The 24,546-nt window shown below is 35.6% G+C and carries 25 protein-coding genes; 6 read left to right on the plus strand and 19 right to left on the minus strand.

All coding sequences use genetic code 11. The features are described from left to right. Window positions 1–12: 12 nt before the first annotated feature. Both ACKTTZ_RS09920 and ACKTTZ_RS09925 read left to right on the plus strand, forming a co-directional pair. Window positions 13–246, plus strand: coding sequence for a phosphopantetheine-binding protein (locus ACKTTZ_RS09920; protein ID WP_034691472.1), 234 nt, complete (start codon window positions 13–15; stop codon window positions 244–246). Then, window positions 246–1,004, plus strand: a complete 759-nt coding sequence (locus ACKTTZ_RS09925; protein ID WP_034691470.1) for an SDR family NAD(P)-dependent oxidoreductase — start codon at window positions 246–248, stop codon at window positions 1,002–1,004. Before ACKTTZ_RS09920 ends, ACKTTZ_RS09925 begins: the two co-directional genes overlap by 1 nt. 1 nt (window position 1,005) lies before the next feature. On the opposite strand, the gene ACKTTZ_RS09930 is transcribed toward ACKTTZ_RS09925, so the two are convergent. Genes ACKTTZ_RS09930 through ACKTTZ_RS09940 form a run of 3 tightly spaced genes read right to left on the minus strand, consistent with a single transcriptional unit; the run spans window position 1,006 to window position 3,541 of the window. Then, entirely contained in the window at window positions 1,006–2,160 is a 1,155-nt protein-coding gene (locus tag ACKTTZ_RS09930; protein ID WP_253316375.1) for a glycosyltransferase, read from the minus strand. Beyond that, window positions 2,160–2,999, minus strand: coding sequence for a glycosyltransferase (locus ACKTTZ_RS09935; RefSeq protein WP_034691467.1), 840 nt, complete (start codon window positions 2,997–2,999; stop codon window positions 2,160–2,162). The genes ACKTTZ_RS09930 and ACKTTZ_RS09935 overlap by 1 nt, the downstream gene beginning before the upstream one ends. Next, window positions 2,996–3,541: an acyltransferase gene (locus ACKTTZ_RS09940; RefSeq protein ID WP_034691466.1), complete on the minus strand. Its 546-nt coding sequence runs from the start codon at window positions 3,539–3,541 to the stop codon at window positions 2,996–2,998. Before ACKTTZ_RS09940 ends, ACKTTZ_RS09935 begins: the two co-directional genes overlap by 4 nt. Before the next feature lie 166 nt (window positions 3,542–3,707). On the opposite strand from ACKTTZ_RS09940, the gene ACKTTZ_RS09945 reads away from it, so the two are divergent. Continuing rightward, on the plus strand, window positions 3,708–4,742 hold the full coding sequence (locus ACKTTZ_RS09945; RefSeq protein ID WP_156106351.1) for an acyltransferase: 1,035 nt from the start codon (window positions 3,708–3,710) through the stop codon (window positions 4,740–4,742). Between the two features lie 40 nt (window positions 4,743–4,782). On the opposite strand, the gene ACKTTZ_RS09950 is transcribed toward ACKTTZ_RS09945, so the two are convergent. From ACKTTZ_RS09950 to ACKTTZ_RS10025, 16 genes are all read right to left on the minus strand, one after another. Beyond that, window positions 4,783–5,721 (minus strand): glycosyltransferase family 2 protein, encoded by a 939-nt coding sequence (locus tag ACKTTZ_RS09950; protein WP_034691463.1) that lies wholly within the window; start codon window positions 5,719–5,721, stop codon window positions 4,783–4,785. Window positions 5,722–5,731: 10 nt separating this feature from the next. Next, window positions 5,732–6,730, minus strand: a complete 999-nt coding sequence (locus tag ACKTTZ_RS09955) for an acyltransferase family protein (RefSeq protein ID WP_407848590.1) — start codon at window positions 6,728–6,730, stop codon at window positions 5,732–5,734. Between the two features lie 13 nt (window positions 6,731–6,743). After that, window positions 6,744–7,571 carry a glycosyltransferase gene (locus tag ACKTTZ_RS09960; RefSeq protein ID WP_407848592.1) on the minus strand — a complete coding sequence of 276 codons (828 nt, stop codon included), beginning with the start codon at window positions 7,569–7,571 and terminating at the stop codon, window positions 6,744–6,746. Next, window positions 7,568–8,389, minus strand: coding sequence for a glycosyltransferase family 2 protein (locus tag ACKTTZ_RS09965; protein ID WP_407848594.1), 822 nt, complete (start codon window positions 8,387–8,389; stop codon window positions 7,568–7,570). Before ACKTTZ_RS09965 ends, ACKTTZ_RS09960 begins: the two co-directional genes overlap by 4 nt. Window positions 8,390–8,404: 15 nt before the next feature. Continuing rightward, window positions 8,405–9,073 (minus strand): NAD-dependent epimerase/dehydratase family protein, encoded by a 669-nt coding sequence (locus ACKTTZ_RS09970; RefSeq protein WP_407848596.1) that lies wholly within the window; start codon window positions 9,071–9,073, stop codon window positions 8,405–8,407. Window positions 9,074–9,126: 53 nt separating this feature from the next. Then, window positions 9,127–10,032: a glycosyltransferase family 2 protein gene (locus ACKTTZ_RS09975; RefSeq protein WP_407848598.1), complete on the minus strand. Its 906-nt coding sequence runs from the start codon at window positions 10,030–10,032 to the stop codon at window positions 9,127–9,129. Continuing rightward, window positions 10,033–11,133, minus strand: coding sequence for a DegT/DnrJ/EryC1/StrS family aminotransferase (locus tag ACKTTZ_RS09980; protein ID WP_407848600.1), 1,101 nt, complete (start codon window positions 11,131–11,133; stop codon window positions 10,033–10,035). It abuts the gene before it with no gap. After that, window positions 11,126–11,905, minus strand: a complete 780-nt coding sequence (locus ACKTTZ_RS09985) for a DapH/DapD/GlmU-related protein (RefSeq protein ID WP_407848602.1) — start codon at window positions 11,903–11,905, stop codon at window positions 11,126–11,128. Before ACKTTZ_RS09985 ends, ACKTTZ_RS09980 begins: the two co-directional genes overlap by 8 nt. Before the next feature lie 24 nt (window positions 11,906–11,929). Further along, window positions 11,930–12,343, minus strand: a complete 414-nt coding sequence (locus ACKTTZ_RS09990) for a sugar 3,4-ketoisomerase (protein WP_407848604.1) — start codon at window positions 12,341–12,343, stop codon at window positions 11,930–11,932. Beyond that, window positions 12,333–13,511, minus strand: coding sequence for a glycosyltransferase family 61 protein (locus tag ACKTTZ_RS09995; protein ID WP_407848606.1), 1,179 nt, complete (start codon window positions 13,509–13,511; stop codon window positions 12,333–12,335). Before ACKTTZ_RS09995 ends, ACKTTZ_RS09990 begins: the two co-directional genes overlap by 11 nt. Further along, complete coding sequence (locus tag ACKTTZ_RS10000) at window positions 13,496–14,764, minus strand: polysaccharide ABC transporter ATP-binding protein (protein ID WP_407848608.1); 1,269 nt, start codon at window positions 14,762–14,764, stop codon at window positions 13,496–13,498. Before ACKTTZ_RS10000 ends, ACKTTZ_RS09995 begins: the two co-directional genes overlap by 16 nt. 39 nt (window positions 14,765–14,803) lie before the next feature. Next, window positions 14,804–15,652, minus strand: coding sequence for an ABC transporter permease (locus ACKTTZ_RS10005; RefSeq protein WP_407848610.1), 849 nt, complete (start codon window positions 15,650–15,652; stop codon window positions 14,804–14,806). A 174-nt stretch (window positions 15,653–15,826) separates the two neighbouring features. Further along, window positions 15,827–16,690 carry a glucose-1-phosphate thymidylyltransferase RfbA gene (gene rfbA, locus ACKTTZ_RS10010; RefSeq protein WP_407848612.1) on the minus strand — a complete coding sequence of 288 codons (864 nt, stop codon included), beginning with the start codon at window positions 16,688–16,690 and terminating at the stop codon, window positions 15,827–15,829. After that, a complete protein-coding gene (locus ACKTTZ_RS10015; RefSeq protein WP_407848614.1) occupies window positions 16,687–17,148 on the minus strand; it encodes a hypothetical protein in 462 nt (153 codons plus the stop codon). Before ACKTTZ_RS10015 ends, rfbA begins: the two co-directional genes overlap by 4 nt. A gap of 9 nt (window positions 17,149–17,157) precedes the next feature. Beyond that, on the minus strand, window positions 17,158–18,240 hold the full coding sequence (gene rfbB, locus ACKTTZ_RS10020) for a dTDP-glucose 4,6-dehydratase (RefSeq protein ID WP_407848616.1): 1,083 nt from the start codon (window positions 18,238–18,240) through the stop codon (window positions 17,158–17,160). Between the two features lie 4 nt (window positions 18,241–18,244). Next, window positions 18,245–19,558, minus strand: a complete 1,314-nt coding sequence (locus tag ACKTTZ_RS10025) for a UDP-glucose dehydrogenase family protein (RefSeq protein ID WP_407848618.1) — start codon at window positions 19,556–19,558, stop codon at window positions 18,245–18,247. Between the two features lie 214 nt (window positions 19,559–19,772). Here ACKTTZ_RS10025 and rimP point away from each other — a divergent pair, with 214 nt between their 5' ends. The 3 genes from rimP to infB all read left to right on the plus strand — a co-directional run bounded on the left by rimP (window position 19,773) and on the right by infB (window position 24,543). Then, window positions 19,773–20,240: a ribosome assembly cofactor RimP gene (gene rimP / locus ACKTTZ_RS10030; protein WP_407848620.1), complete on the plus strand. Its 468-nt coding sequence runs from the start codon at window positions 19,773–19,775 to the stop codon at window positions 20,238–20,240. Window positions 20,241–20,256: 16 nt separating this feature from the next. Continuing rightward, complete coding sequence (gene nusA, locus ACKTTZ_RS10035; protein ID WP_034691439.1) at window positions 20,257–21,492, plus strand: transcription termination factor NusA; 1,236 nt, start codon at window positions 20,257–20,259, stop codon at window positions 21,490–21,492. Between the two features lie 75 nt (window positions 21,493–21,567). Next, the gene (gene infB / locus ACKTTZ_RS10040) at window positions 21,568–24,543 is read left to right on the plus strand and encodes a translation initiation factor IF-2 (RefSeq protein ID WP_407848622.1); all 2,976 of its coding nucleotides are present in this window, start codon (window positions 21,568–21,570) and stop codon (window positions 24,541–24,543) included. Window positions 24,544–24,546 lie beyond the last annotated feature (3 nt).

Genomic DNA, 24,546 nt, shown 5'->3' on the forward strand with positions numbered 1-24,546 from the left:
AAATTATAAAATATGAAAACATCCGTTTTTTTAGAAAAACTACAGGAGGAATTGGAAGAAGATGAAACATTGACTACTGAAACGAACTTGAAATCTTTAGAAAGCTACGATTCTATCAGCTTACTTTCTGTTATTGCGTTTGTAGACGAAAATTTCAGCAAAAAAATTGATACCAAGCATTTTAAAGATATTGAAACCGTTTCAGATCTGATGAATGTTATAGGACAAGAAAATTTTGAAGATTAATGGATGCTTTCTCATTAAAAAATAAAATTATTCTCATTACAGGCGCTTCTTCCGGAATCGGGAGAAGCTGTTCTGTAGAATGCAGCAATAGCGGTGCTGATCTGATTCTTGTAGGAAGAAACCAGGAAGAGCTGATGAAAACCGTTTCTATGCTTAATCCTGAAACAAAAGTTGAAACCATCACGGAAGATATTACCCAATCTGAAAACCTTGAAGCAATTATTGCCGATAAAGTTTCAGTTTTAGGTAAAATATCAGGATTTATTCACTGTGCGGGTATCGAAAAAACGTTACCATTAAAAAAGCACAATCCTCAGTTATATCAGGACATATTTGCAGTGAATGTCATTGCAGGACTTGAAATTGCAAAAATTTTATCTTTAAAAAAATACAAAGACGAAAACTCCAGTTTTGTGTTTATTTCTTCTGTTGCAGGGATGATAGGAGAGGCCGGGAAGGCTGCTTATTCTGCCAGTAAAGGTGCTGTAATTTCCGGAGCCCGTTCTTTGGCCATGGAGCTTTCAAGAAGTAATATTCGGGTTAATAGTATAAGTCCGGCAATGGTTAATACTCCGATTTTAGAGAAAATGTTTGAAAATATCGGAGAAGAAGCTTCATCAGAAATCATAAAAAAGCATCCGCTGGGAATAGGTGAACCTAAAGATGTAGCGAATGCCTGTATTTTCCTGTTGTCTGATGCCTCAAGATGGGTTACGGGTAGCAACCTTGTGATTGACGGAGGGTATTCAGCACAGTAACTTATTTTTTGTGCAGCGTTTCTATAATATTTTCTACGCTGTCAAATATTTTCTTATTGTCAAACTGACTTTCAATTGATTTAAGATTCTCTCTGATGTGGAGAACAAGGTCAGGATCGGTAAGGAATGTTTTCATGGCTGCATACATTTCATCTACTTCATAACTGATAAGGTATCCTGTTTCCCGGTCTTTGATCATCAATCCTACATCTCCTACCTCTGTTGCAATAATAGGTTTCTGAAGAATTAAAGCTTCAGCAATGACCAATGGCCATGCTTCAGACTCCGAAGGAAGAACAAAATAATCCGCTTTTTTGATATAAGGATAAGGATTCATTTGGTTACCAACCAGAATAAATGTTTTTTCAACATTATTTTTAGCTGCCTGTGCCTTGAGGTTGTTCATTTCATCACCCTCACCAATAACAATGATGCTGTGATGAAATCCTTCGTTGATAAGCTTTGTATGAGCGTCAATAAGCTTATGATATCCTTTTCTTGAATGAAGTCTTCCTATAGATGCGAAAACAGGTCCTTCAGGGAAATTTTCAAGCTTTCCTTCTGCCTTACGTTTAATTTCTTCGATAGGAATAGGATTGATGATAACGCTCTCAGCCGGATAATTAAGATTAGGGTAATGCTGGTGCATCATATCTTTGATCTTGTGGGAACAGTATACCATGTGGTCAAATTGCGGAAAGCTCTTTAATATATCCGGCACTAAAGGCTGAAATTTCGGAACATTAATTTCAGAGTGAAACCATCCGATTTTTTTTGAATTCTTATTGGTTGAATTCAGAATAGCATCATAGTCTCTGTAATCCATTCCGATCTCAATATCAAACGTATCATTGATAAGACGGTCTGCAATGGCCGGAGTATTTTTTAGTTTTCTCAGCTTTATTCTTCTTTTAACGAGCTGAAGTTTCTGTAAAATAGAATTGTTGGAAAAATCTTCTTTTCCGTCAGTAAGGTATATTTTTCTGATGTGCTTCGGAAGTTCATCACGCAGTTTCCCCTGGTTAAGCGTAAGGCATACCGTCATTTCAAATTTGTCTGGGTTAAGGTTGTTGAGAAGTCCCAGTAATACTTTTTCCACGCCTCCCATTTCCATGGAACGGTGCCTGAACAAAATTTTTATTTTTTTTTCTAACATTATCCGAAGATTGATTGTAACGTAATTTTTATTTTTTTCTTGATACGGAAAGGCAGCTGATGCTGATACTGCAGGAGCCCGAATATTTCATCTGCACCTGTATACTGTTCAGGAACTTTTTCTCCATTGATGGTCGTAAGTCCTCTGCGCTTTATGGTATTGAAAATCACCTGGGCAAAATATTCGTGGGATTTCTTTTTATTGTCATTCTGGGAAATTCCGCCCTGATGGGTTCTATAAAGATAGTTAGTTTCGTTGATAAACTGAACATTCCCTTTTTCATACATTTTAAGATATAAATCCTGATCTTCTCCTATTTTCAGATTAGGGTTCATTTTTTCGGTCTGTTCATAAACTGCTTTTCTGAAGGTTACAAAATGAGCAATCTGAATCGGAAAATTAAAAAAATAAGGATCTCTGTTCGGTACCTGCATAGCTGATCTGAACGGAGCTATTGGTTTCAGGTTCTGATCACATGTCATAAACCTTGAATAGGTAAGAACTGTGTTTTTTTTAGCCTGAAAAATCTCCATACATTTTTGAATAGCGGTAGGGGAAATAGCATCATCCGGATCCAGAAAACCACAGATTTCTCCTTCGGCCAGTTCAATCAGTTTGCTTTTTGTAACTCCTACACCGGAATTTTTTTCATTTTCAAAAAACTTAAATCTTTTGTCCTTTGAAATCATTTCCTGTATCATTTTCTTCTCGTTTTCAGAAGAGGCATCATCTAAAATTACAGCTTCCCAGTTTGTATAGGTCTGTTGAAGAATACTTTCAAAGCAATCCTTAAAAAAGATGGCGTTGTTGTAATGGGCGATAAGGATAGAAAACTTCATGAACGTTCCTTGAATATTAAATCCTGATGATTGATAACGGTAGTATTAGACGGAATATCTTTATGAATGACACATCCTGCTCCGATGATACAGTTGTCCCCAATAGTAACTCCTTTTAAGACGGTCACATTACTTCCAAGCCAGCAGTTACTTCCTATTTTGATGGGAGCTGTAGTGAACTCGGAGGAGAACAGCTTAAATTCCGGCTGAGTCTGGTAAGCGTGGTTGTGGTCATACAGTTTTACCCCTTCCCCGAATAATGTATTGTTTCCTATTGAAATTCTGTCGAGACAATTGATAGAGCAGAAATTATTCATGAAAAAATGATCCCCGATTTCTAAAGTGGCATTCTGCTGCACAAGAATATGTACATAATTTCGGAAGCTCATGGAATTCCCGAGGGTCACATGTTTTAAATTTTCGTGCAGAACAAAATGATTACTGATCCCAAGTTTTATCCCTTTAAAAGAAACATTAGGGTGTTTTTTGAGACGAGATATCTGGCCTTTCCGTTGAATTTTTGCTAAAATTTCATCAAGCATAACTGAATTTATTTTCACATTTGTAGTTTACAAATATAATTTGTTTTAAATAATTATAATAATAAATCTTATTTTTGTGCCTTAAAAATTAATACTTTATACCCAATAAAACAACTTTTCAGATTGAGGTTGCTGAGTTTTGATAAAGTAAATCATTTGGTGTTCTGTGAAAATAAGTCAGATTACATTTACCCGGTTTGTTGCCGCAATGGCAATTGTAATTTCTCATTTCAATAAAGATCTGTTTTTATATAAGATAGATTATATTTCCAATCTTTTTCTGAGGGCTAACGTAGGAGTAAGCTATTTTTTTATTCTTTCAGGATTTATCATGATCATTGCTTATCACAAGAAAGATAAAATTGATTACCTGGAATTTTACAAAAACAGGTTTGCCAGGATTTATCCACTTTATATGCTCGGACTTTTGCTCTATTTTATGACAAGATATGAGATGTTTGATTGGTATAAACTGGTTTTATATGGGTTAGGCATTCAGAGCTGGATACCGGGAGAAGCAATGATTCTGAATTTTCCCGGATGGTCAATTTCCGTAGAGTTCTTCTTCTACCTGCTTTTTCCATTTTTGTATAATTATTTTTATGCAAGGAAAAACAAAATGATCTGGGTGTTTGCCATTGGTCTCTGGCTGATTACGCAGGTGTTTTCTAATCTTTATCCGGTGTATGGAGCTTATGAAGGACCTCATACGAAAAGCCATGAGTTTCTCTATTATTTCCCTTTCTGGCATCTTAATGAATTCCTTATCGGAAATCTTGCGGGGATATTTTTTGTGAAAAATTACAGACAGAAAAATTATGACCGTCATGTTATTATCGTGTTCTTACTGATCCTTCTGTCTCTGATATTTGTTCCGCTATTCTACCACAATGGGTTAATGGCATTGCTGTTTGTTCCTGCTATCCTTTTGATCTCTGCTAATAATGGGAAGATTTCCCGGTTCTTTTCAATGAAGCCAATGGAGTATCTGGGGGAAATAAGCTATGGTATATACATCACCCATATTCCTGTGCTTTACCTTGTAAGAGAGTTTTTGAAATGGCAGGAGTGTACATTCAGCATAGATATTGTATTTTTGATTTATATTATCGTTATGCTGTTGAGTTCTGCCGTTTTTTACCAGTTTATTGAAAAGCCGATGCGAAATCTTTTAAGAAAGATTCATTTTGTAAAACGTTGATATGTAGATGTTTTTTTAGAACTAAATGTTTAGTTTATCGTTAGAGTAACTCATTTCTGAAGTTGATATTGTACAACCCTGAGCGTATGCTTTTATAGTCTGTCAACAAATACTTTGTGATCATTCCCCATTTTTTCAGAAGGGGAGCATTGGCAATCTGGAAACTTCTGTATACCCGCTTGATGTGAAGCTTAATATCCTCAGGAATGGTATTTTCATTTTCTGCCCAGTGGTTAACTTCCTTCCACAATACCACTCGCGTAGAAGCTGGTTTTACTTCTCCGGAATCTACTTTGGTAATTCTGTTATTCTCATGAACACCTCTCACGGCTACAGCTTTGTCAAGAATTCCCGGATACAGATTCAGATAGTAGGAAAGCCTGAATAAGAATTCTGTGTCCTGATGAAGCTTTAAATGGGTTTTGAAAAAATACTCCATATTCTGTAGAGAACTCTTCCGGATCGTTAAAGCATCAATACTGAAAAGTCCAAAAGTTCCTCTCATATTCAGCTGTCCCGGAAATACATCTTTAGGAGGATGTTCTTTATAAACTGTAGTCAGACGATCTCCAAAAACTTTATAATACTGCTCTTTTGCCTTTTCAGAATAATAGTGAACACCTATAGCGCCATAAACTCCATCTACTTCATGATTGATGAAAAGTTTTTTTTCTGCATCAAAACGGTTAGGAAGATAGTAGTCATCTGCATCAAGGAAAGCAATAAAATCTCCTTCAGCTTTTTCCATTCCTAAATTTCTGCTGGCACCTGCTCCATGATTTCCTTTGTCCGGATGTTGAAAGAGTTTTACCCTGCCATTTTTTTCAGCGAGTTCCCGGCATACCTGCAAGGCATTGTCAGGTGATTTATCTTCTACCAATACCACTTCATATACATCTTCAAACCGGAGAGCGGATTCTACAGCCTGAGCAACATATTTTTCGGCATTGTAAACGGGAATAATGACTGAAATTTTCATTTTTTTCGGATTATGCTTTTAATTTAATTTTCAAATAATTGGTAACTCTTTTCTCTACTAAATAGTATAGAAGTGAGGCTACAATAATAACTAAAACAATTTTAAGAAGAAAAAAAGGAATGTTTAAATAGCCTTCAACTTTAAATCTTTTTAAAATAATTCCTACGAAAGGATGTGACAGGTATAATGAATAGGAAATATCTCCCAGAAATATTAAGAATTTGTTTCCTTTACAATGGAATATATAATCAAAAGTGAGGAAAGAAAAGACAAATGCGGAGATGATGGCCAGTTTTACCCAATCATTATCTATTGGAATGACACTAAGCAAAACAAGTATAAACGATGTTATTCCTATTACAGAAACTATTGCTGCCCATTTCTTTGGTACTTTATATTGGTTCAGTAAGAGAGCAAAGAGAATTCCTACAACAAAATAAAGGTTCAGAGAGTGGGTTACCATTTTCATATAAGGGCTGTCAAAATGTATACAATAACCCAAAATGGTAGTCAGAATGAAAAATGCTACAATGAAATAATACCTTTTTTCTTTAAAAAATAATGAGAGCCCAAATAGGAGATAAAAGAACATCTCAAAATTTAAGGACCAGCCTAAGAAAAGGACCGGAAATTCTTTCCTGGTGGGAAGGAATAGCAATGAATGGATAAGCTCATAAAGCCCTGCACCATGAAAATAGAGTAAAAAACTCCCTCCGGGTATTATCGCAGCGAAAGTCAGAAGATAATACAGTGGAACAATTCTGATCACCCTTCTTTTGTAAAATGAAGTGATCTGCTGAAAAGAATCTTTACTGAAATTTATTTTTTGAGTGGTGAAAGCCATAATAAACCCACTGATAATAAAAAATACAGGAACTCCGATACTCCCTTTTTTAAAGAGAATATCGCCAAGATTAAGCCCTGGCAGGTTTATTGTTTCACGGAAATGAAAACAGCATACCAATAAGGCTGAAATCCCTCTTAATATCTGGAGGTTGTTAAGCTTCATGACTGGAAGAATCTTATTTCTTAAATATCTTTTTCAGAATAAGTCCCATTACAAAAGGTACTCTGGCTATATTATGCTGAAGGGTCCTGAACCCGTCTATTGTAAATTTGGTGTCTTCTGTCATTCCATATTCAGAAAAATCTACTTCAGGAACAGCTTTATGTTTAAAGGTAACGTTCATTAAGTTGTACTGATGGATAACCTGGATGTACATTTCCTTACTGTCTTCCACAGAGAAATCCGGATAATGGCGATAGCTGTTGTGCGCTCTTTCTTTTAACATGGTTTTGAAGTTATCCACACTTTCTGCGAGACTTACAAATGGGTTTACGACCGCATTATAGACATTTACGACCGCTTTACGACCAGGAAGCATTGTCAGCTGGTATCCTCTTCTTAAGTCAATAACAAGATCATGAATCGGTTTAAAATGTTCCTGAACAGTTTTTATATAGTCCTGATGAAGCATATCGTCATTATCAAGTTCACTGGTGATGATAAATTTTGTATCAGGAGTGAAATACTGTGGAATCACTTCTACCGCTTTGGTTTTCATGGCATCAAAATCTTCTACAAAAACGGCTCTGAAAACAGGATATTCTGCTTCGATTTCTTTGATGATATTTCTAAACTTCTCAGATGTATTGACATCAAAAAAAGTCAGCCATATATAGTTTTGATTGGTTTGGTTTTTATAGGAAGGAAGCACATAAGTTCTGAATAACTTAAACCGGTCATCCAGCCACTCTTCTGTAAGGGGTTTATATCCTGAACGTGTTTCGTTCCAGCCTTTTGTGGGAACATTGAATCTTGTCATTATTACATGTACGAACTGACTCATCTAAATAAATTTTTTAAAAAGTTAAATATTCTGTAAGGTTTACTGTTGTATATATTCTCCAGTTTTTTTTCATAAAATGTTTTTCTATTTAAAAGGGCAATATAACTGGGGAAAAATTCATGAAACAGTGCTTTGTGTTTTTCATAGACGGTATGATAGATAAACTCTTTTTTATCATTGTTGCCGGTAATGTCTTTTATCATGGAAGTCTCCGGGTGGGATCTGTAATTGAAAACAACATAATCAATCTTGGTTACAGGCTGGTTTCTGTGCGAAGATATAAGCTGTATCCAAAATTCCCAGTCTTCAAATCCGTGTCTTAATTTTTCGTCATAAATAATTCCTTCATCAAAATATTTTTTCGCAAATAGGGAAGTGCAGTATAATTTATTCCCCAAAAGCAATTCCTTAAGGGTGAATTTTTCCTGTAAATTGGATTTTTTGCTGGTATGACCAAAAGTAACGGTGTCTGAAAAAACGATCAATGTATCAGGGTTTTGATCAATAACAGCCATCATCTTTTCTAAAGCCTGCGGATTAAGGGTGTCATCTGCATCCAGGGGCAGAATATAGTCTCCTGAAGCATTTCTGATCCCCGTATTCCGGGCACCGGAAAGGCCTTTGTTTTCCTGATAAACATAGCGTATTTTATCATTTTCAAGCTTTCTGGATACGGCTGCTGTATCATCAGTAGAACCATCGTCTACAATAATGCATTCCCAATGGGGATAAGACTGGTTCATCACAGACTGTATGCATTCTTCCAGATATTTTGCGTGATTAAAACAGGGAACAATAATGGAAACTTTATTTGTCATTCAAAATGTTTTACTTTATAAATAGGCTGAAAATAATTTTTTCAAATAATCCCCGGAAGAAATTCCAGAGAAAAAAGATTCTGTACGGGGGTTGAATTCTATATTATAATAAGAACCTTCATCAATATTTTCAAACACTGCTTTTTTTCCCAAATGCTCTTCCAGCTGAAACAGGATTTCAGGTAGAGAGTACTGATATGGGTAGGTCAGATTAATGATCTCATTGCTGAATACATCAATATACTGTTCTGTAAATAAAGCAATATCATCAGTGCCAATGAGAATTCTCTTTGCATTGTTGTGGATTGTAAATGGAGTTCCGGACAGGATTGAGTTCTTAAGAAAGTTGATCAGCGTATTGGGATTTCCTCCACGTCCTACTGCATTTCCAATTCTGAAAATAACAAAGTTTTTGCATTGCTCTGCAATGAATTTTTCAGCGTTAAGCTTATGATTAACGTATAAGCTGTCTTTTTTTGTTGGGTCATAAATACTGCAGGTTGAAAAATAAACCAGTTTTTTATCCGGAAACTCTTCTGTTACTTTTGTTAACAGAGCGATTTCTCTTTCAAATTCTGCCGGATTTTTTTCCAGAGAATTGGAAACCCCTGATGCAAAAAAAATAACATCTTCTTTATCATAAAACCTTAAGGCATTTGCCAGAATTCCATTACCAATAATCATATGTTGACTGTTTTATGCCTTATTCCGGGCAGGATGATATTTTAACTTTCAGATTACATTTTTAATTCTGCGATCTTGTTGATAATTTTATAAAGTAAAGTTGGTAGCTTATTTCTAATCGCTATATCTAATCTCTTGGTACGATAGGGGTAAGCACTATAAGCATGGCTGTATTCATCAAAAAGCTTTCCAAATAGATAATATCTGTGCGTACGACTGTTAATTTTATCTTTAAGGATCCCGTCTTTATCAAACATCATTTGAAGAAGAAGGGCTTCCATCTCAATTCTCTCTGCTTTTATTTTAGATAGATTTTCTGGATGTTTTCGATAATAGGCAAGTTTTTCCGGAATATAGGCGATGAGATATTTTTCGCTGATTTTTAGCCATCTGAAATAATCTTCCACAATTAATTTTGTATCATACTTACCTGTTTCTTTAATGACGTCAGTTTTTAACAAAACAGTTAGAGCATGTATTCTGTTCTCTTTCAGAAGTTCTCTTTTAAAAGTGTGAGGATCCATTCCCTTCAGACTGTCATAATTCGAAATATCTCCAATAATAGATCCACTATCATCAACCGTATGAGTATTGCTGAATACCATACCATATTCATCTCCTAAACTTTCAAGCAAGGAAACTGACTTTTCAATGGCTTCAGGATGCATAAAATCATCTGCAGCAATCAGTTTAATGTATTTCCCTTTTGCCAGATCAATAGATTCGTTAAGCATGGTAGCCAGCCCTGTATTATTTGTATGAAAATTTCTTTCTGCAGGATATTGAGTTTCTTTTAGCCATTGTTCAATGACATCAGCGGAATTATCAGAGGAAGCATCATCACCAACAATCAATTGAATATTGGTATAAGTCTGGTTTTTGATGCTGTCCAGATTTTCCCTAATATATCGGGAATGGTTGTAGGATACAACGATGACAGTTACTAATGGTTGTTCCATTTAGAACTCATTTATAGTTTTAATAATTGTTTCAATTTCTTTTTCTTCCAAGACTGATGAAATAGGTAGGCTAAGGACTTCCTCATGCATTTTTTCAGTCACAGGAAAAGAAAGATCATTGTATTCTTTGTAAGCCTGTTGTTTATGAGGTGGAATAGGGTAGTGAATGATAGTCTGTATCCCTTTTTCTGTTAAATAAGCCTGAAGAGCATCTCTGTTTTCTGTTCTAATCACAAATATATGCCATACATGTTCATTCTCATCAGCCGGATTTTCAGGAAGTATAATTTTAGGATTGGTGATGCCGGAAATAAATTTTTTCGCTACTTCACGACGGGTCTCGTTTTCGTGATTGATATACTTTAATTTGACATCTAAAACGGCAGCCTGTAGCTCATCCATTCTGGAATTCAGGCCTTTATATATATTTACATATTTCTGATTAGAACCATAATTTCCTAATGCACGAACTGTTTCGAATAATTCCGTATCATTGGTGGTCACAGCTCCGGCGTCTCCTAATGCTCCCAAATTTTTACCGGGATAAAAGCTGAAGCCTGAAGCATCTCCAAGGTTTCCAGATTTAATGCCCTTCCATTCTGCACCAATAGCCTGAGCGTTGTCTTCAACAATTTTAAGGTTATATTTTTTAGCAATATTTTTCAGCTTCTCTGAAAAAACAATCCTTCCTTGGAGGTGGACAATCAATATTGCTTTTGTTTTCGGACTGATTTTTTCTTCAATTTTAGAAAGGTCGATATTGTAGGTTTTTGCATCCGGCTCTACAAAAACAGGAATTAAGCCATTATCAGATAAAGCCAGAACTGATGCTATATAGGTATTGGCAGGAACAATCACCTCGTCTCCGGGTTTCATTATTCCCAGTTCTATATAAGCGCGGAAAATGAGACGCAGCGCATCGAGTCCATTGGCTACACCAAGGGCATGATCTGAACCTATATATTCAGCTAAATTCTGTTCAAAAACCTTTGTCTTTTCACCAAGAAGATACCAGCCGGAACGGAAAGTCTGTAATAAAGTTTCTTCTATTTCCTGCTGATATTTGAGGTTTATTTTTTGTAAGTTTAAAAAGTTAATCATTTTCGTAACCATTGTTTAATTTCCAATTTTCGAATCCTTCGTGTTCCCATGGCATATTTCTAGAAAAGTTATAGGGCCATGGATAATGTGATTTTTTCCCATTTTTTGATTTGAGCTCACGGACATCTTTGATTTTTTTTGCAGGATTTCCAATAATCAAGGAATAATCTTCGTATTTACCTCCAACAAGCGATTGTGCACCCACCAAGCAATGCTTTCCTATTTCCGATGCTGGGAGTAATACTGTGCCTACAGCAATTTGAGAAAAATCACCAATTGTAGGACCAATACATATATCAGAAGGTGGAGTAGGGTCGTTTGTGAATACTACGTATGGGTAAATAAATACATAATTCCCTATTTTAGATTGTTGCCCAATATGTACGTTGCTGTGTAGCCAACAATTATCTCCAAATTCAACATACCCTTGTATATCAGAAACAGTACCGATTCTGCAGTTATTACCAAATTTTGAGTGCTCCCTGATAGTCACACGATGACCTGTTGAAAACTTTTTCCCGAAAGATGAGCCTGCATATAGAATACTATGGCTTCTTATAAAAGCTCCTTCTTCCAAAATGGTTTTTGGGTTTTCATAATTTTTATTAAAATAATAATCATTTGATGGCTCACCTATTACACAGTCATTACAGATGATTGAATTATCACCAATAGTTACATTATCATATATAACAGTGTTGTCTCCAATTTTTACATTTTTTCCTATTATAGCTTTTTCGCTAATGTATATATTCTTGTTGTTGAATTTCATATATGCTTTTTGATGTTATATTTACTAATTTTTGTCGATCGCTTTTTTAAACTCTTCAAAATCTCTGAAATAGTCTTTTTCATCATATAGTAAAGATGCAAGACACAGAAGTACAGCATTATGTGAAAATTGAATGTCTCTCCACACCAGCTCAGGTATATACAAGCCTTTTGTAGGATGGTCTAAGATGAAGTTTTCTTTATTTCCATCCTTATCTTCGGTATTAAATATAATAGTTCCTGAAACAGCAAATATAATTTGCTGTAGTTCTCGATGAGCATGCCCTCCTCTGGTTACATCCTGGGGAGTATAGTATGTCCAGTAAACACGCTGGATATCAAAAGGAACATTCTTCTGAGCTTCAGCTATGGTAATATATCCTAATTGAGGGTTACCTATTTTATCAAATGTAATGATCTGAGGTTTATTATTTTTCATTAATGTAGTTAAATAGTTCTATAAATTTATCAAAAATAATTGTAAAATTGCTATTGGTATGAAGTCCTTCATTAACATATAAATGTGCATAGAAATCAACATTAAATATATAAGCTAAATTGGAAAATGCATTGAAATCAACTGCATTGTCAGCAGTAAAGCAAATAGCTTTAGGCTGATTTCTGCAAAATATTAAATTAGTCCATGCCGCTCCTGAAATTCCTATGATAAACTCTGCATTTTTAAAATAACTTGCTTGCTCTTCTATACTAAGTTCTTCCAGGCATATCGGTACGAAATCGAATTTTTTTAAATATTCTAATATCTGGTCCTGGTTTTCAGCAATCCTGTGAGTATTTTTCCGGTACAAGAAAAGTTTCTTAGGAAGCTCGTCATTAATGACTAATTTCTCTAAAATATAATTAGAAAAATTATAGGTTATCTCTGTATTGTAGAAAGCTCCTTCTGCTTTAATCAGGTTGTCAAATCTGTTGAACTGAATGTGGTTAAAATCATTTATATGATAAAGCTTTTTTACATGATATGTTTTGCCCGGATTTAAATACTTTACATCAAACTTATTTATGATAAACAAATCCAGTATTTTCTTCATACTTGGAACCTTGAGTACAATATCATTCACTAAAACGGTTGAGGTGTACTTGGGATTTAGTAAAGTAATTTTAGGCATTATTTCTATTAGGAAATGAAACCAGTTCCAGGAACCGTTTCCTCCTAAAAAGAAGCCTTCTTCAAGTTCCTCAACCTCCTTTTTGATAATTTTAGCGTGCTTATCATTATGGAAGTTTACAAAACCTTCATTAAATCTTTCACCTTCACTTCTATGAGTGATCAGATTATCATTTTGAAGGATTGAAGATGAATTGATATCAATATAAGCATCTTCAAATTGATAAAGTGATACTTCTGGAGATACAACTTCAATATACCGTTCTTCAATATTGAGGAATTTCGACAGATAGGTTTTGGTCTTGTTTTCTTCTGCAAGCTTTTGAATAGTTTGCTGTTTACAATCAATAATATCCTTTATAGAAACTATTTCAGAAAATGATTTATATCTGAAATTATAAACCGTTCTCTTAAAATAATTAGATAAAGAATCATTACTCTTTATATAGTCAACAAACTTTCTTATAAAAGCTGCCATTCAAAATTAGTTTTTATAAATCCAGGTTCTACACCCAACCATTCACCTAATTCTTTTGACCTTTCAGTAATTCTGAATTTTAATATATCTTCTTCATACAATACGCTTTCATGTACGTTTCTGATAATATATAAACTTATTACATATTCGCCCACATTCAGGAAATCTTTAGGGATATCACATACAAGTTTATTGTTCCCATTTTGTAATTTCACTTTATATCCGTTACTCATGGTAAAAAGAATATCATTGTTGAAATTTTTTACTATATAAGAAAGATGATACTCATTAATATTATCTTTTATCGTAATGTCAGTAAGAAGATTGAATTTTTGATCTTCTCTGAAATCAATTTCATTTGATTGTAAATTTTCATCAACCAAAGAAATGCTGTTAAGCTCAAAAAGGTTATTCTTAAAGTCTTTATGATCTCCTAATATCACACTGTTACCAAAAGATTGTTTATCTCCATTATAAACGCTAAGAGCCCTGTCTGTGGTACCGTTGTAGATAATGTTTCCGTTAGACATTACAATCCCCTGATTGCATAAGGATTTTATGGCAGTCATATTGTGGCTTACAAACAAGATTGTTCTTCCCTGATCTTTAGTCACGTCTGACATTTTAGCTAAACATTTTTTCTGAAATTCAGCATCTCCCACTGCTAAGACTTCATCTACAATAAGGATTTCGGATTCTAAGTGAGCGGCTACAGCAAAAGCAAGACGAACGTACATCCCCGAAGAATATCGTTTAACCGGAGTGTCTATATATCTCGCTACTCCTGAGAAGTCAACAATTTCATCAAATTTTCTCTTAATTTCTTTTCTTGTCATTCCTAAAATAGCACCATTAAGGAAGACATTTTCACGTCCTGTCATTTCAGGGTGAAAACCTGTTCCTACTTCTAATAAGGAGGCTATTCTTCCGTTGGTGTATATTTTTCCTGTGGTAGGCTTTGTGACTTTACTTAATACTTTCAGAAGAGTTGATTTTCCTGCACCATTTCTTCCAATAATTCCAACAGCGTCTCCCTGTTGGATTTCAAAATTGATATCACGGAGTGACCATACATATTCAGAATCACCTTTTGTAGTTCTGTCATTGGTTTCTCCAATTTTAAGATAAGGATCTTCTTTTCCTCTTACTTTATGCCAGAATCTGTTAAGGTCATGAGAAAGAGTTCCTGTGCCCACTTGTCCCAGGCGATATTGCTTTGATATATTTTCTGCTTTTAAAGACAGCATATTCATAATTGAATTTAAAATTAATAAAATAGTTACCCGTGAAAGTTATACCGTGTCCATAAAAGTTTTTTCAACTTTATTGAAAACAACAATTCCTATCATTAAAAGGATAAGAATAATAGCAGTACTAATTCCCAGCATGGCAGGAGAAAAGTCTCCAACACCTATCCAAGCATATTTAAAACATTCAAAAATACCGGTTAAAGGATTATAGTAAGCCAGTTTTTTAAAGAATCCCGGTAGTGAGGAAACGGGATATATTACTGGAGTTGCATACATATATAGACTTACTCCAAAACCCAGTAACATTGCAAGATCTTTATACTTTGTAGTCAGTGAAGAAAAGATCATCCCAACTCCTAATGCAAAAAGTGCCATTAAGAAGATGAGGAAAGGAGTGGCAAGAATCCAGATATTAGGATGAGCTTCTCCTTTACTATAATAATATGCCCACGCAAGGACAAATAAAATAAGCTGTACTCCAAACCGCATCAGGTTAGAGATAACGATAGACAATGGAGTAACCAGTCTTGGAAAATACACTTTTCCGAAGATGCCTGCATTTCCTGTAAATGTAGAGGATGTGGCGAGTAATGAAGCCGAAAAGTAATTCCAAAGGGTAACACCAGCCAGATAAAAAAGCAGTGGTGGAGCTCCATCCGTTGGTAATTTGGCAATTCTACCAAAAATAACCAGGTATACGATGGTTGTTAGAATGGGATTAATAAAAAACCATATAGGTCCTAAAATAGTCTGCTTAAAGCTGGATATAAAATCTCTCTTTACAAACATATAAACAAGATCTTTGTATTTCCAGACTTCTTTCAGCTTCAAGTCAAACAACGAATGATGTGCACCAATCGTTTCTGTCCACTTTTGTTGTGGTTCATTCATCTGTGTAAGTTTTTGCAAATTTATAATAATTAATTCTTACCGTGTGTATTAGTTTATAAATTTTCATTGTCAATAAAACTAAAAATCAACAACTAATATATTGATATTTGACGGTATGAACAAAAACTATTGGCCATAAAGCCAATAGTCTATGATTTTTATAAATTATGTTTGTTATTTGCCGATAAGTTGTTTCAGGTATTCACCATAGCCGCTTTTGCCATATTTTGCCGCAGTTTCAAGCAGTTTTTCTTCATTGATGAATTTATTCCTGAACGCGATTTCTTCAATACAGCCGATTTTAAATCCCTGTCTTTTTTCTATCACGCTTACAAATTCTGAAGCATCATGAAGAGAATCAAAAGTTCCCGTATCCAGCCATGCTGTTCCCCTGTTCAGTACAGCTACCTCAAGCTTTCCAGTGTTTAGGTAAACATTGTTGATGTCTGTGATTTCCAGTTCACCCCTTGCAGAAGGTTGGATGTTTTTAGCAATTTCCACTACATTATTATCATAGAAATAAAGTCCTGGAACTGCGTAGTTTGATTTGGGATTTAAAGGTTTTTCTTCAATAGAAACGGCTTTCAGATTCTGGTCAAATTCCACTACACCATATCTTTCAGGGTCTGCGACATGATAAGCGAAAACAACTCCTCCTTCAGGATTGGTTTTGTTTTTCAGTAAAGTTCCCATTTCGGAACCATAGAAAATATTGTCTCCCAATACCAGTGCTGCGGGATCGTTACCTATAAAATCTTCACCCAGGATAAAGGCTTGTGCTAAACCATCCGGGTTTGGCTGTACAACATATTCTATATTACAGCCGATTTGTGAGCCGTCGCCTAAAAGTTTGATAAAACCTGCCTGATCATGTGGAGTTGTGATAATCAGAATATCCTTGATTCCTGCTAAAAGTAGTGTGGAAAGCGGATAATAGATCATGGGTTTGTCGTAAACAGGCATCAGCTGCTTGCTTACTGCAATCGTTAGAGGGTAAAGTCTTGTTCCGGAACCTCCGGCTAATATTATTCCTTTCATTTGGTGTGGTTTTGTGTAATTTTTCTGATCTCATCATTTATATAAATATCAATGGCTTGTATGATATTTGGTGAGATGAAAAATGTTTGTGAGTTGGGTTTATACTCGTTGTTTTTATATTTTTTTGTGATTTCTATAATTTGATCATCTGGAATTTCATAAAAAAGTACATAGAAAGAATTCCAACGTTGATTGTACTTTTCTAAATTAAAATTATCAACTATTTTTTGTAATAATGTAATGTCATAATTTTGATTATCTATATTCCATGAAATTTTCTCAGCAATTAGATTTTTGATACTATTTTCATAATTGCTGGCGGCAAAAAAATCATTGAGTATTTTTTTTCTACTTTCCTCAATTTTGGGAGGAGGATGCATACCAAAGAAAACTTCTTGAGAATATAAAGAACTAATAGAAAACAGTGAAAATATAAACGTGAAAAAAAATTTTTTCATACATATTTCCTAAGGTTGATACTGTTGGTTATAATACTTTTGGTAATCTCCGCTGGTTACATTTTCCAGCCACTCTTTATTTTCAAGATACCAGTCTATGGTTTTTCCTAAACCTTCTTCAAAGGTAACTGAAGGTTTCCAGCCTAAATCTTTATTCAGTTTTGTGGCATCAATGGCGTAACGTTTATCGTGACCCGGTCTGTCTTTTACAAAAGTGATCAGTTTTTCAGAATAACCTTCCGGTCTTTCCAGCTTGGCATCCATCTGCCTGATCAGTTCTTTTACGAGATCAATATTCTGCCATTCATTGAATCCTCCGATATTATAAGTCTCCCCGGTTTTGGCTTCCTTAAAAATCTGATGAATAGCCTTGGCATGGTCAATAACAAATAACCAGTCTCTGGTATATTTTCCGTCCCCATAAATTGGAAGTGGTCTCTCATTGATGATATTCGAAATACAAAGCGGAATCAGTTTTTCAGGAAAATGATTCGGTCCGTAGTTATTAGAACAATTGGAAACGATGAAAGGCATTCCATAGGTATTTCCGTAAGCTCTTACCAAATGATCAGAAGCTGCTTTCGAAGCTGAATACGGAGATTGAGGGTCGTATGAAGTTGTTTCTAAAAAGAATCCTGTTTCTCCTAAACTTCCATACACTTCATCAGTAGAAATGTGATAAAAAAGGTTGTTTCTTTTTTCATCCGGGAATCTGCCGTGGGTATGATCAGGGTTTAATGTCCAGAACTCTTTACAAAGGTTCAGAAGATTGGCTGTTCCGTTTACATTGGTATTGATAAATGCCATCGGGTCGGTAATACTTCTGTCTACATGACTTTCAGCTGCTAAATGTACTACAGCATCCGGATTGTATTTTTCAAAAACCCTTCTAAGTTCTTCAGGATTAGTGATGTCTGCTTTTTCGAAAACATAATTGGGTTCATTTTCAATGTCCTTTAAGTTTTCCAGATTTCCGGCGTAAGTAAGGGCATCAAGATTGATGATCGTTGTATCCGGATTGTTTTTTACAAATTCTCTTACAACATGAGAGCCAATGAATCCGGCGCCTCCTGTAATGATAATATTTTTCATTTGTTTATTTTGAGATGGTCTTTCTTCCTATACTTTTATAATGAAATCCGTTTTGTTCAGGGACTTCCAATGGATACATATTTCTGCCGTCAAAAATGACTTTGTTTTTCATTTTTTTAGCCATAAGCTCAAAATTAGGATTTTTAAACTCCGGCCATTCTGTGGCAATAAATAATGCATCTACATCTTCCAGTGCATCATACATTCCTCTGGCGTATTGTATTTTATCACCTAAGAGCTTCTGAACATTACTTTCCGCAACAGCATCATAAGCAATGATCTCTGCACCCTTCTCCAATAGTAGAGCGATGTTGTCTAAAGATGAAGCCTCTCTGATGTCATCTGTGTTGGCTTTAAAAGCAAGTCCCCACATAGCGATTTTCTTTCCTTCAATACTTCCTCCGAAATATTTTTCAATTTCAGACACTAAAATAACTTTTTGAGTGGTATTTACATTTTCAGTGGCTTCCAGGATCTGGAAATTAAAATCTTCCTGTTTTCCGGATTTGATAAGCGCTTTTACATCTTTAGGAAAGCAGCTTCCCCCATATCCGATACCCGGGAATAAAAATCTGTGCCCGATTCTGTCATCGCTGCCCATTCCCAGTCTTACCTTATCCACATCTGCGCCTACCTTTTCACAGTAGTTTGCAATTTCGTTCATAAAGGTAATCTTTACGGCTAAAAATGAGTTCGCAGCATATTTTGTAAGCTCCGATGATTTCTCATCCATAAAGATGATGGGAATTCCCGTATTGGTAAAAGGCTGGTATATTTTAGACATAATATCTTTAGCCCTTTCTGAACTTGCCCCTACAACTACTCTTGAGGGATTCATGGAGTCTTCCACAGCAAAACCTTCTCTTAAGAATTCAGGATTTGAAACCACATCAAAAGCAATATCCGTTTTGGAAGAAATTGTTTCTCTCACTCTGTCTGCTGTTCCTACAGGGACTGTACTTTTATTGACAATGACTTTATATTCAGTCATCATTTCGCCAATATTATTAGCCACCTGAAGTACATAAGACAGATCTGCAGATCCGTCTTCTCCCGGAGGAGTAGGCAATGCCAGATAGATAACTTCGCTTTTGTCTAAAGCTTCTTTAAGATTGGTAGTGAAAAATAATCTTTCAGACTGGATGTTTCTTAAAAACATCTCTTCAAGGTTCGGCTCATAGATGGGAACAATGCCGTTTTTCATACCTTCTACCTTTTTTTCATCAATATCAACACAGTATACTGAATTGCCAAGTTCTGCCAGAGTAGTTCCTGTAACTAGTCCTACATAACCTGTTCCTACAATCGTTATATTCAAAATGTTTGTTTTTAAATTCTAAAGACAAAAGTAATAAAAATCCTGTGACATATTCTTTTAAATTATTGTAAATGAATCTGGCGCTATTTACTTGATACTTAAGATAATTTTGTGTTTTTAGAAAAAAAGCTTATATTTGCAATGGATTTACGGAAAAAATGGGAAGGCTTCGGAAGAAAGCCTTTTTTCGTACTGTAAATCAAGATAAATATATATGGAGTTTAGAAAAAGAATTGAAGAATTATTAAATGAATTCCTTAAGACCAGAAAAGATCTGTTTCTTATTGATCTTAAAATTTCTGCAGGGGATGATATTACAGTGATTTTGGATGGTGATAACGGAGTTTCTTTGCAGGACTGCCTTGATGCAAGCCGTGCCATTGAATTCAATATGGATCGTGAAGAGCATGACTTCAGCCTTCAGGTGATGTCTGCAGGACTGAGCGAGCCACTATCCACACCAAGACAGTTCAGTAAAAACATTGGAAGAGAGATTGAGGTGATGCTGGAGGATTCTTCTAAAATTGAAGGAGAATTGTCAAAAGTAGACGATGAGAAGATCACACTTGTTCTACGTTACCGTAAGCCGAAAGATATCGGAAAAGGAAAAGTAGATGTGGAGGAGGAGAAAGAAATTTCTTATCCTGAGATCAAAAAAGCATTAGTAGTAATTAAATTTTAAAAAGAAAAAAGAATAGATGGATAATATAGCGTTGATTGAATCCTTTGGTGATTTTAAAGACGAAAAGGGGATCAGTAAGATTGATCTTATGGCAATTATTGAAGATTCACTGAAGACTCTTTTAAGAAAGAGATTTGATTCAGATGATCATTTTGATGTGATTGTAAACCCGGATAAAGGAGATTTTCAGATATTTTTGAATAAAACAATTGTAGAGGACGAAATGTCTGAAGATGATGATTTGGAAATTGAAATTTCTGAAGCAAAGAAGATTGACCCTACCTTCGAAGTAGGTGAGGACTTTACAATGGAAATTCCTGTTGCTCAGTTGGGAAGAAGAAATATTCTTACCCTTAAGCAGATCCTTGCTACAAAGCTTCAGGAGCACAATAATGCAATGCTGTACGAACAGTTTAGAGATAAAATTGGTGAAATCGTTGTTGGAGAAATCCACCACATCCGTCATAAGCACGTGATTCTGTTGGATGATGAAGGAAATGAATTCATTTTACCAAAAGAAAACCAGATCCCATCCGATTTCTTTAAAAAGGGTGAGAATATCAGAGCTATTGTTGAGACAGTAGATTTTAAAGGTTCTAAACCACAGATTATTATTTCCAGAACTGCGCCTAAGTTCCTTGAGAAGTTATTAGAGCTGGAAATTCCTGAAATCCAGGACGGAACAATTATCCTGAAAAAGGTAGTAAGAATTCCTGGTGAAAAGGCGAAGATTGCAGTAGATGCTTATGATGACAGAATTGATCCGGTGGGAGCTTGTGTTGGAGTAAAAGGATCCAGAATTCATGGCGTTGTAAGAGAGTTGAGAAATGAAAACATCGATGTTATCCAGTGGTCTAAAAACCCTGAGATTTTGGTGAAGAGAGCATTAGGAAATGTTACAGTCAATAAAATTGACATCAACGAGGATCAAAACTATGCATTAGTATATACTCCTGTTGAAGAGATTTCTAAAGTAATTGGAAAACAAGGACAGAATATCAGACTGGCTTCTTGGTTGTCAGGATATGAAATTGATGTATACAGAGAGTCCAGCGAGGATGACGATGTTGAATTGAGAGAATTTAATGACGATATCGAGCAGTGGATTTTGGATGAGTTTAAGAAAGTAGGACTTACAACTGCAAAATCAGTATTAGATAAAGAAACTGAAAGTCTTTTAAATATGGTAGACCTTGAAGAAGAAACCATCGAAGAGGTGAAACGTATTCTGAGAGAAGAATTTGAAGATTAAGATTTAAATAAATTTTAATAAACAGTAAAAAGGAAATACTTTAATTTTAAAAATTAAAAACAGTAAATAATATAAATGCCAAAAATTAGATTAAATAAAGCGGTTAAGGAATTCAACATTTCGATGTCCAGATTAGTAGAGTTTTTACAATCAAGGGGTTTCGAAGTTGAAAGCAATCCTAACGCTCAATTGGAAGAAGCGGCATATTCTGCATTGGAGGCTGAGTTTGCTAAAGACGGCGAACAAAGAAAGGCTTCCCATGAGGTGGTGATCACTAAAGTTCCGGAAGAAAAACTGGAAATTGAAGAAAAGAAAACCCCTGAAGTGATAAGAGCTAAAGCAAATAAACCAGAAACTAGAATTTTAGGTAAAATAGACTTAGAACCTAAGAAGCCTGAAGTTGAGGAAGCTCCTGCAGCTCCTGTGGCTCCTGTTGCAACACCGGTTGAAGAAAAGAAAGAAGAAATCGTGAAAGAAGAACAACAGCCGGAAGTTAAAGCAGTACCTGAAAAACAGGAATTCAAAGTTTTGGATAAAATTGATTTGTCTCAAATAGAATCTAGAAACAGACCTGTGAAAAAAGACAAGCCAAAAATGGAGGAGAAAAAAGAAGAAGTGAAACCTGTGGAAACAGTAAAAGAAACTCCAAAACCAGTAGTTGCAGAGGAGAAAAAAGTAGAAACTCCAAAAGTAGATGCTGAACCTGAATCTCAGGAACCACAAAAAATTGAGACGGTATATCAGAAACTTGACGGTCCTAAGATCGTTGGGGAAAAGATCGACTTAACTCAGTTTGCGCCGAAGCCAGGTGCCGGAGCAAAAAAGAAAAGAAAGAGAATTGAAAAACCTGGTGGCCAGAATAACCAACAAGGTCAGGGAAATAATCAAAACTCAGGAAATAATAACAACAACCAAGGTGGTCAGGGCCAAGGAAACCGTCAGAACAACAACGGTGGGCAAGGTGGAAACCGCCAAGGTGGTCAGGGAGGACAAGGAAACCGTCCTCAAGGTCAGGGTGGCCAGGGTGGAAACCGTTTTGGAAATAACCAGGGTGGTGGAAACCGTCAGGGTCAGGGTGGTGGCTTCAAAAAAGGAGGCCAGAACAACAGACCTGGACAAAGAGTTATGCCTGTTGAGCTAACCGATGAGCAGGTTAAAAACCAGATCAAAGAAACATTAGAAAAACTTACTAATAAAGGAGGTAAATCTAAATCTGCAAAACACAGAAAAGACAAAAGAACTTTCCGTAGAGAGCAGGATGAGCGTCAGCAGGAGCTTGAAGCACAAGACAGAACTCTTAAAGTAACAGAATTCATCACAGTAGGTGAATTGGCAAGTTTAATGAATGTTTCTCCAACTGAAGTAATCTCTGCTTGTTTCTCATTAGGGGTAATGGTTACCATGAACCAGAGACTTGAAGCTGATACCTTATTATTAGTAGCAGATGAATTCGGTTATAAAATTGAATTCTCAGATGCTGATCTTGAAGATACAGATTCAGAAGATGAAGTAGATACTGAAGAAAGTCTGTTACAAAGAGCTCCTGTAGTTACTGTAATGGGACACGTTGACCACGGTAAGACTTCATTGTTGGACTACATTAGAAAAACAAACGTAATTGCCGGTGAATCCGGAGGAATTACTCAGCACATCGGTGCTTATAACGTGAAACTGGAAAGTGGTCAGAGAATTACCTTCTTAGATACACCAGGTCACGAAGCCTTTACTGCGATGAGAGCGAGAGGTGCACAGATTACGGATATTGCAATTATCGTAATTGCTGCCGATGATGATGTGATGCCACAAACAAAAGAAGCTATTGCTCACGCGCAGGCTGCACAGGTTCCAATGATTATTGCAATCAATAAAGTTGATAAACCTAATGCAAACCCTGATAATATCCGTCAACAACTTTCTGGCTTAAACCCTCCGGTTTTAGTGGAAGAATGGGGTGGAAATGTTCAGGCACAAGAAATCTCGGCTAAATTCGGTAACAACGTAGATGTATTGTTGGAGAAAGTTTTACTACAGGCTGAAATGCTTGAATTAAAAGCAAACCCTGAACGTGCAGCAAACGGAGTTGTTATTGAAGCGTCTTTAGATAAAGGTAGAGGGTATGTAGCAACAATGCTGGTACAGACCGGAACTTTAAGAGTAGGAGATTATGTAGTTGCTGGTAAAAATCACGGTAAAGTAAAAGCTTTGCTTGATGAAAGAGGGAAAAACCTTAACGAAGCGGGACCATCAATTCCTGCAACAATCTTAGGTTTGGACGGAGCGCCTACAGCTGGTGATAAATTCCGTGTTTATGCTGACGAAAGTGAAGGTAAAGCTATTGCCAATAAGAGAGAACAATTACAGAGAGAATTATCAATCAGAACGAAGAAGCATACGACGCTTGAAGAATTGGGTAGACGTATTGCTTTAGGAGAATTCAAAGAATTGAATATTATCCTTAAAGGTGACGTGGATGGTTCTGTAGAAGCTCTTTCTGATCAGTTACAAAGATTATCAACAGAAGAAATCAGTGTTAAAATTCTTCACTCAGGTGTTGGACAAATCACTGAATCTGATATCAACTTAGCAGCAGCATCCGATGCTATTATCATTGGATTTAATGTGAGAGCAGGTGCTAATGCTAAAGAACTTGCAGATCGTGAGGAAATTGAAATCAGAACATATTCTGTAATCTATAAAGCAATTGATGAGGTAAAAGAAGCGATGGAGGGAATGCTTTCTCCGGAAATTCAAGAGCAGGTGATTGGTAATGTTGAAATCCGTGAAGTATTCAAGATTTCTAAAGTAGGAACAATTGCAGGTTGTATGGTTCTTACCGGAAAAGTAACAAGACAGTCTAAAGTACGTTTATTAAGAGACGGAATTGTTAAATTCGACGGAGAGCTTGAAAGTTTGAAACGTTTCAAAGATGATGTTAAAGAAGTAACGAAAGGTTACGAATGTGGTCTGAATCTGAAAGGTTACAATGACATCGAAATCGGAGATATCCTTGAAGTTTACGAAGAAGTAGCTGTCAAGAAAAAACTAAAATAAATA

Source organism: Chryseobacterium sp. KCF3-3 (assembly GCF_045865955.1).
In the GTDB taxonomy this organism is placed as follows: Bacteria; Bacteroidota; Bacteroidia; order Flavobacteriales; family Weeksellaceae; genus Chryseobacterium.

Bases quoted from the DNA above. Each gene is read 5' to 3' on its own strand.
- ACKTTZ_RS10015 (WP_407848614.1), bottom strand. From the start codon at position 17,148: ATGAAAAAATTTTTTTTCACGTTTATATTTTCACTGTTTTCTATTAGT.
- ACKTTZ_RS09970 (WP_407848596.1), bottom strand. From the start codon at position 9,073: ATGATTATTGGTAATGGAATTCTGGCAAATGCCTTAAGGTTTTATGAT.
- ACKTTZ_RS09925 (WP_034691470.1), top strand. From the start codon at position 246: ATGGATGCTTTCTCATTAAAAAATAAAATTATTCTCATTACAGGCGCT.
- rfbA (WP_407848612.1), bottom strand. From the start codon at position 16,690: ATGAAAGGAATAATATTAGCCGGAGGTTCCGGAACAAGACTTTACCCT.
- ACKTTZ_RS09950 (WP_034691463.1), bottom strand. From the start codon at position 5,721: ATGAAAATTTCAGTCATTATTCCCGTTTACAATGCCGAAAAATATGTT.
- ACKTTZ_RS09930 (WP_253316375.1), bottom strand. From the start codon at position 2,160: ATGTTAGAAAAAAAAATAAAAATTTTGTTCAGGCACCGTTCCATGGAA.
- ACKTTZ_RS10000 (WP_407848608.1), bottom strand. From the start codon at position 14,764: ATGAATATGCTGTCTTTAAAAGCAGAAAATATATCAAAGCAATATCGC.
- infB (WP_407848622.1), top strand. From the start codon at position 21,568: ATGCCAAAAATTAGATTAAATAAAGCGGTTAAGGAATTCAACATTTCG.
- ACKTTZ_RS09960 (WP_407848592.1), bottom strand. From the start codon at position 7,571: ATGAGTCAGTTCGTACATGTAATAATGACAAGATTCAATGTTCCCACA.
- ACKTTZ_RS09975 (WP_407848598.1), bottom strand. From the start codon at position 10,032: ATGGAACAACCATTAGTAACTGTCATCGTTGTATCCTACAACCATTCC.
- ACKTTZ_RS09920 (WP_034691472.1), top strand. From the start codon at position 13: ATGAAAACATCCGTTTTTTTAGAAAAACTACAGGAGGAATTGGAAGAA.
- ACKTTZ_RS10005 (WP_407848610.1), bottom strand. From the start codon at position 15,652: ATGAATGAACCACAACAAAAGTGGACAGAAACGATTGGTGCACATCAT.
- ACKTTZ_RS09955 (WP_407848590.1), bottom strand. From the start codon at position 6,730: ATGAAGCTTAACAACCTCCAGATATTAAGAGGGATTTCAGCCTTATTG.
- rfbB (WP_407848616.1), bottom strand. From the start codon at position 18,240: ATGAAAAATATTATCATTACAGGAGGCGCCGGATTCATTGGCTCTCAT.
- ACKTTZ_RS09995 (WP_407848606.1), bottom strand. From the start codon at position 13,511: ATGGCAGCTTTTATAAGAAAGTTTGTTGACTATATAAAGAGTAATGAT.
- ACKTTZ_RS09980 (WP_407848600.1), bottom strand. From the start codon at position 11,133: ATGATTAACTTTTTAAACTTACAAAAAATAAACCTCAAATATCAGCAG.
- ACKTTZ_RS09965 (WP_407848594.1), bottom strand. From the start codon at position 8,389: ATGACAAATAAAGTTTCCATTATTGTTCCCTGTTTTAATCACGCAAAA.
- rimP (WP_407848620.1), top strand. From the start codon at position 19,773: ATGGAGTTTAGAAAAAGAATTGAAGAATTATTAAATGAATTCCTTAAG.
- ACKTTZ_RS09940 (WP_034691466.1), bottom strand. From the start codon at position 3,541: ATGCTTGATGAAATTTTAGCAAAAATTCAACGGAAAGGCCAGATATCT.
- ACKTTZ_RS09990 (WP_407848604.1), bottom strand. From the start codon at position 12,343: ATGAAAAATAATAAACCTCAGATCATTACATTTGATAAAATAGGTAAC.
- nusA (WP_034691439.1), top strand. From the start codon at position 20,257: ATGGATAATATAGCGTTGATTGAATCCTTTGGTGATTTTAAAGACGAA.
- ACKTTZ_RS09935 (WP_034691467.1), bottom strand. From the start codon at position 2,999: ATGAAGTTTTCTATCCTTATCGCCCATTACAACAACGCCATCTTTTTT.
- ACKTTZ_RS09985 (WP_407848602.1), bottom strand. From the start codon at position 11,905: ATGAAATTCAACAACAAGAATATATACATTAGCGAAAAAGCTATAATA.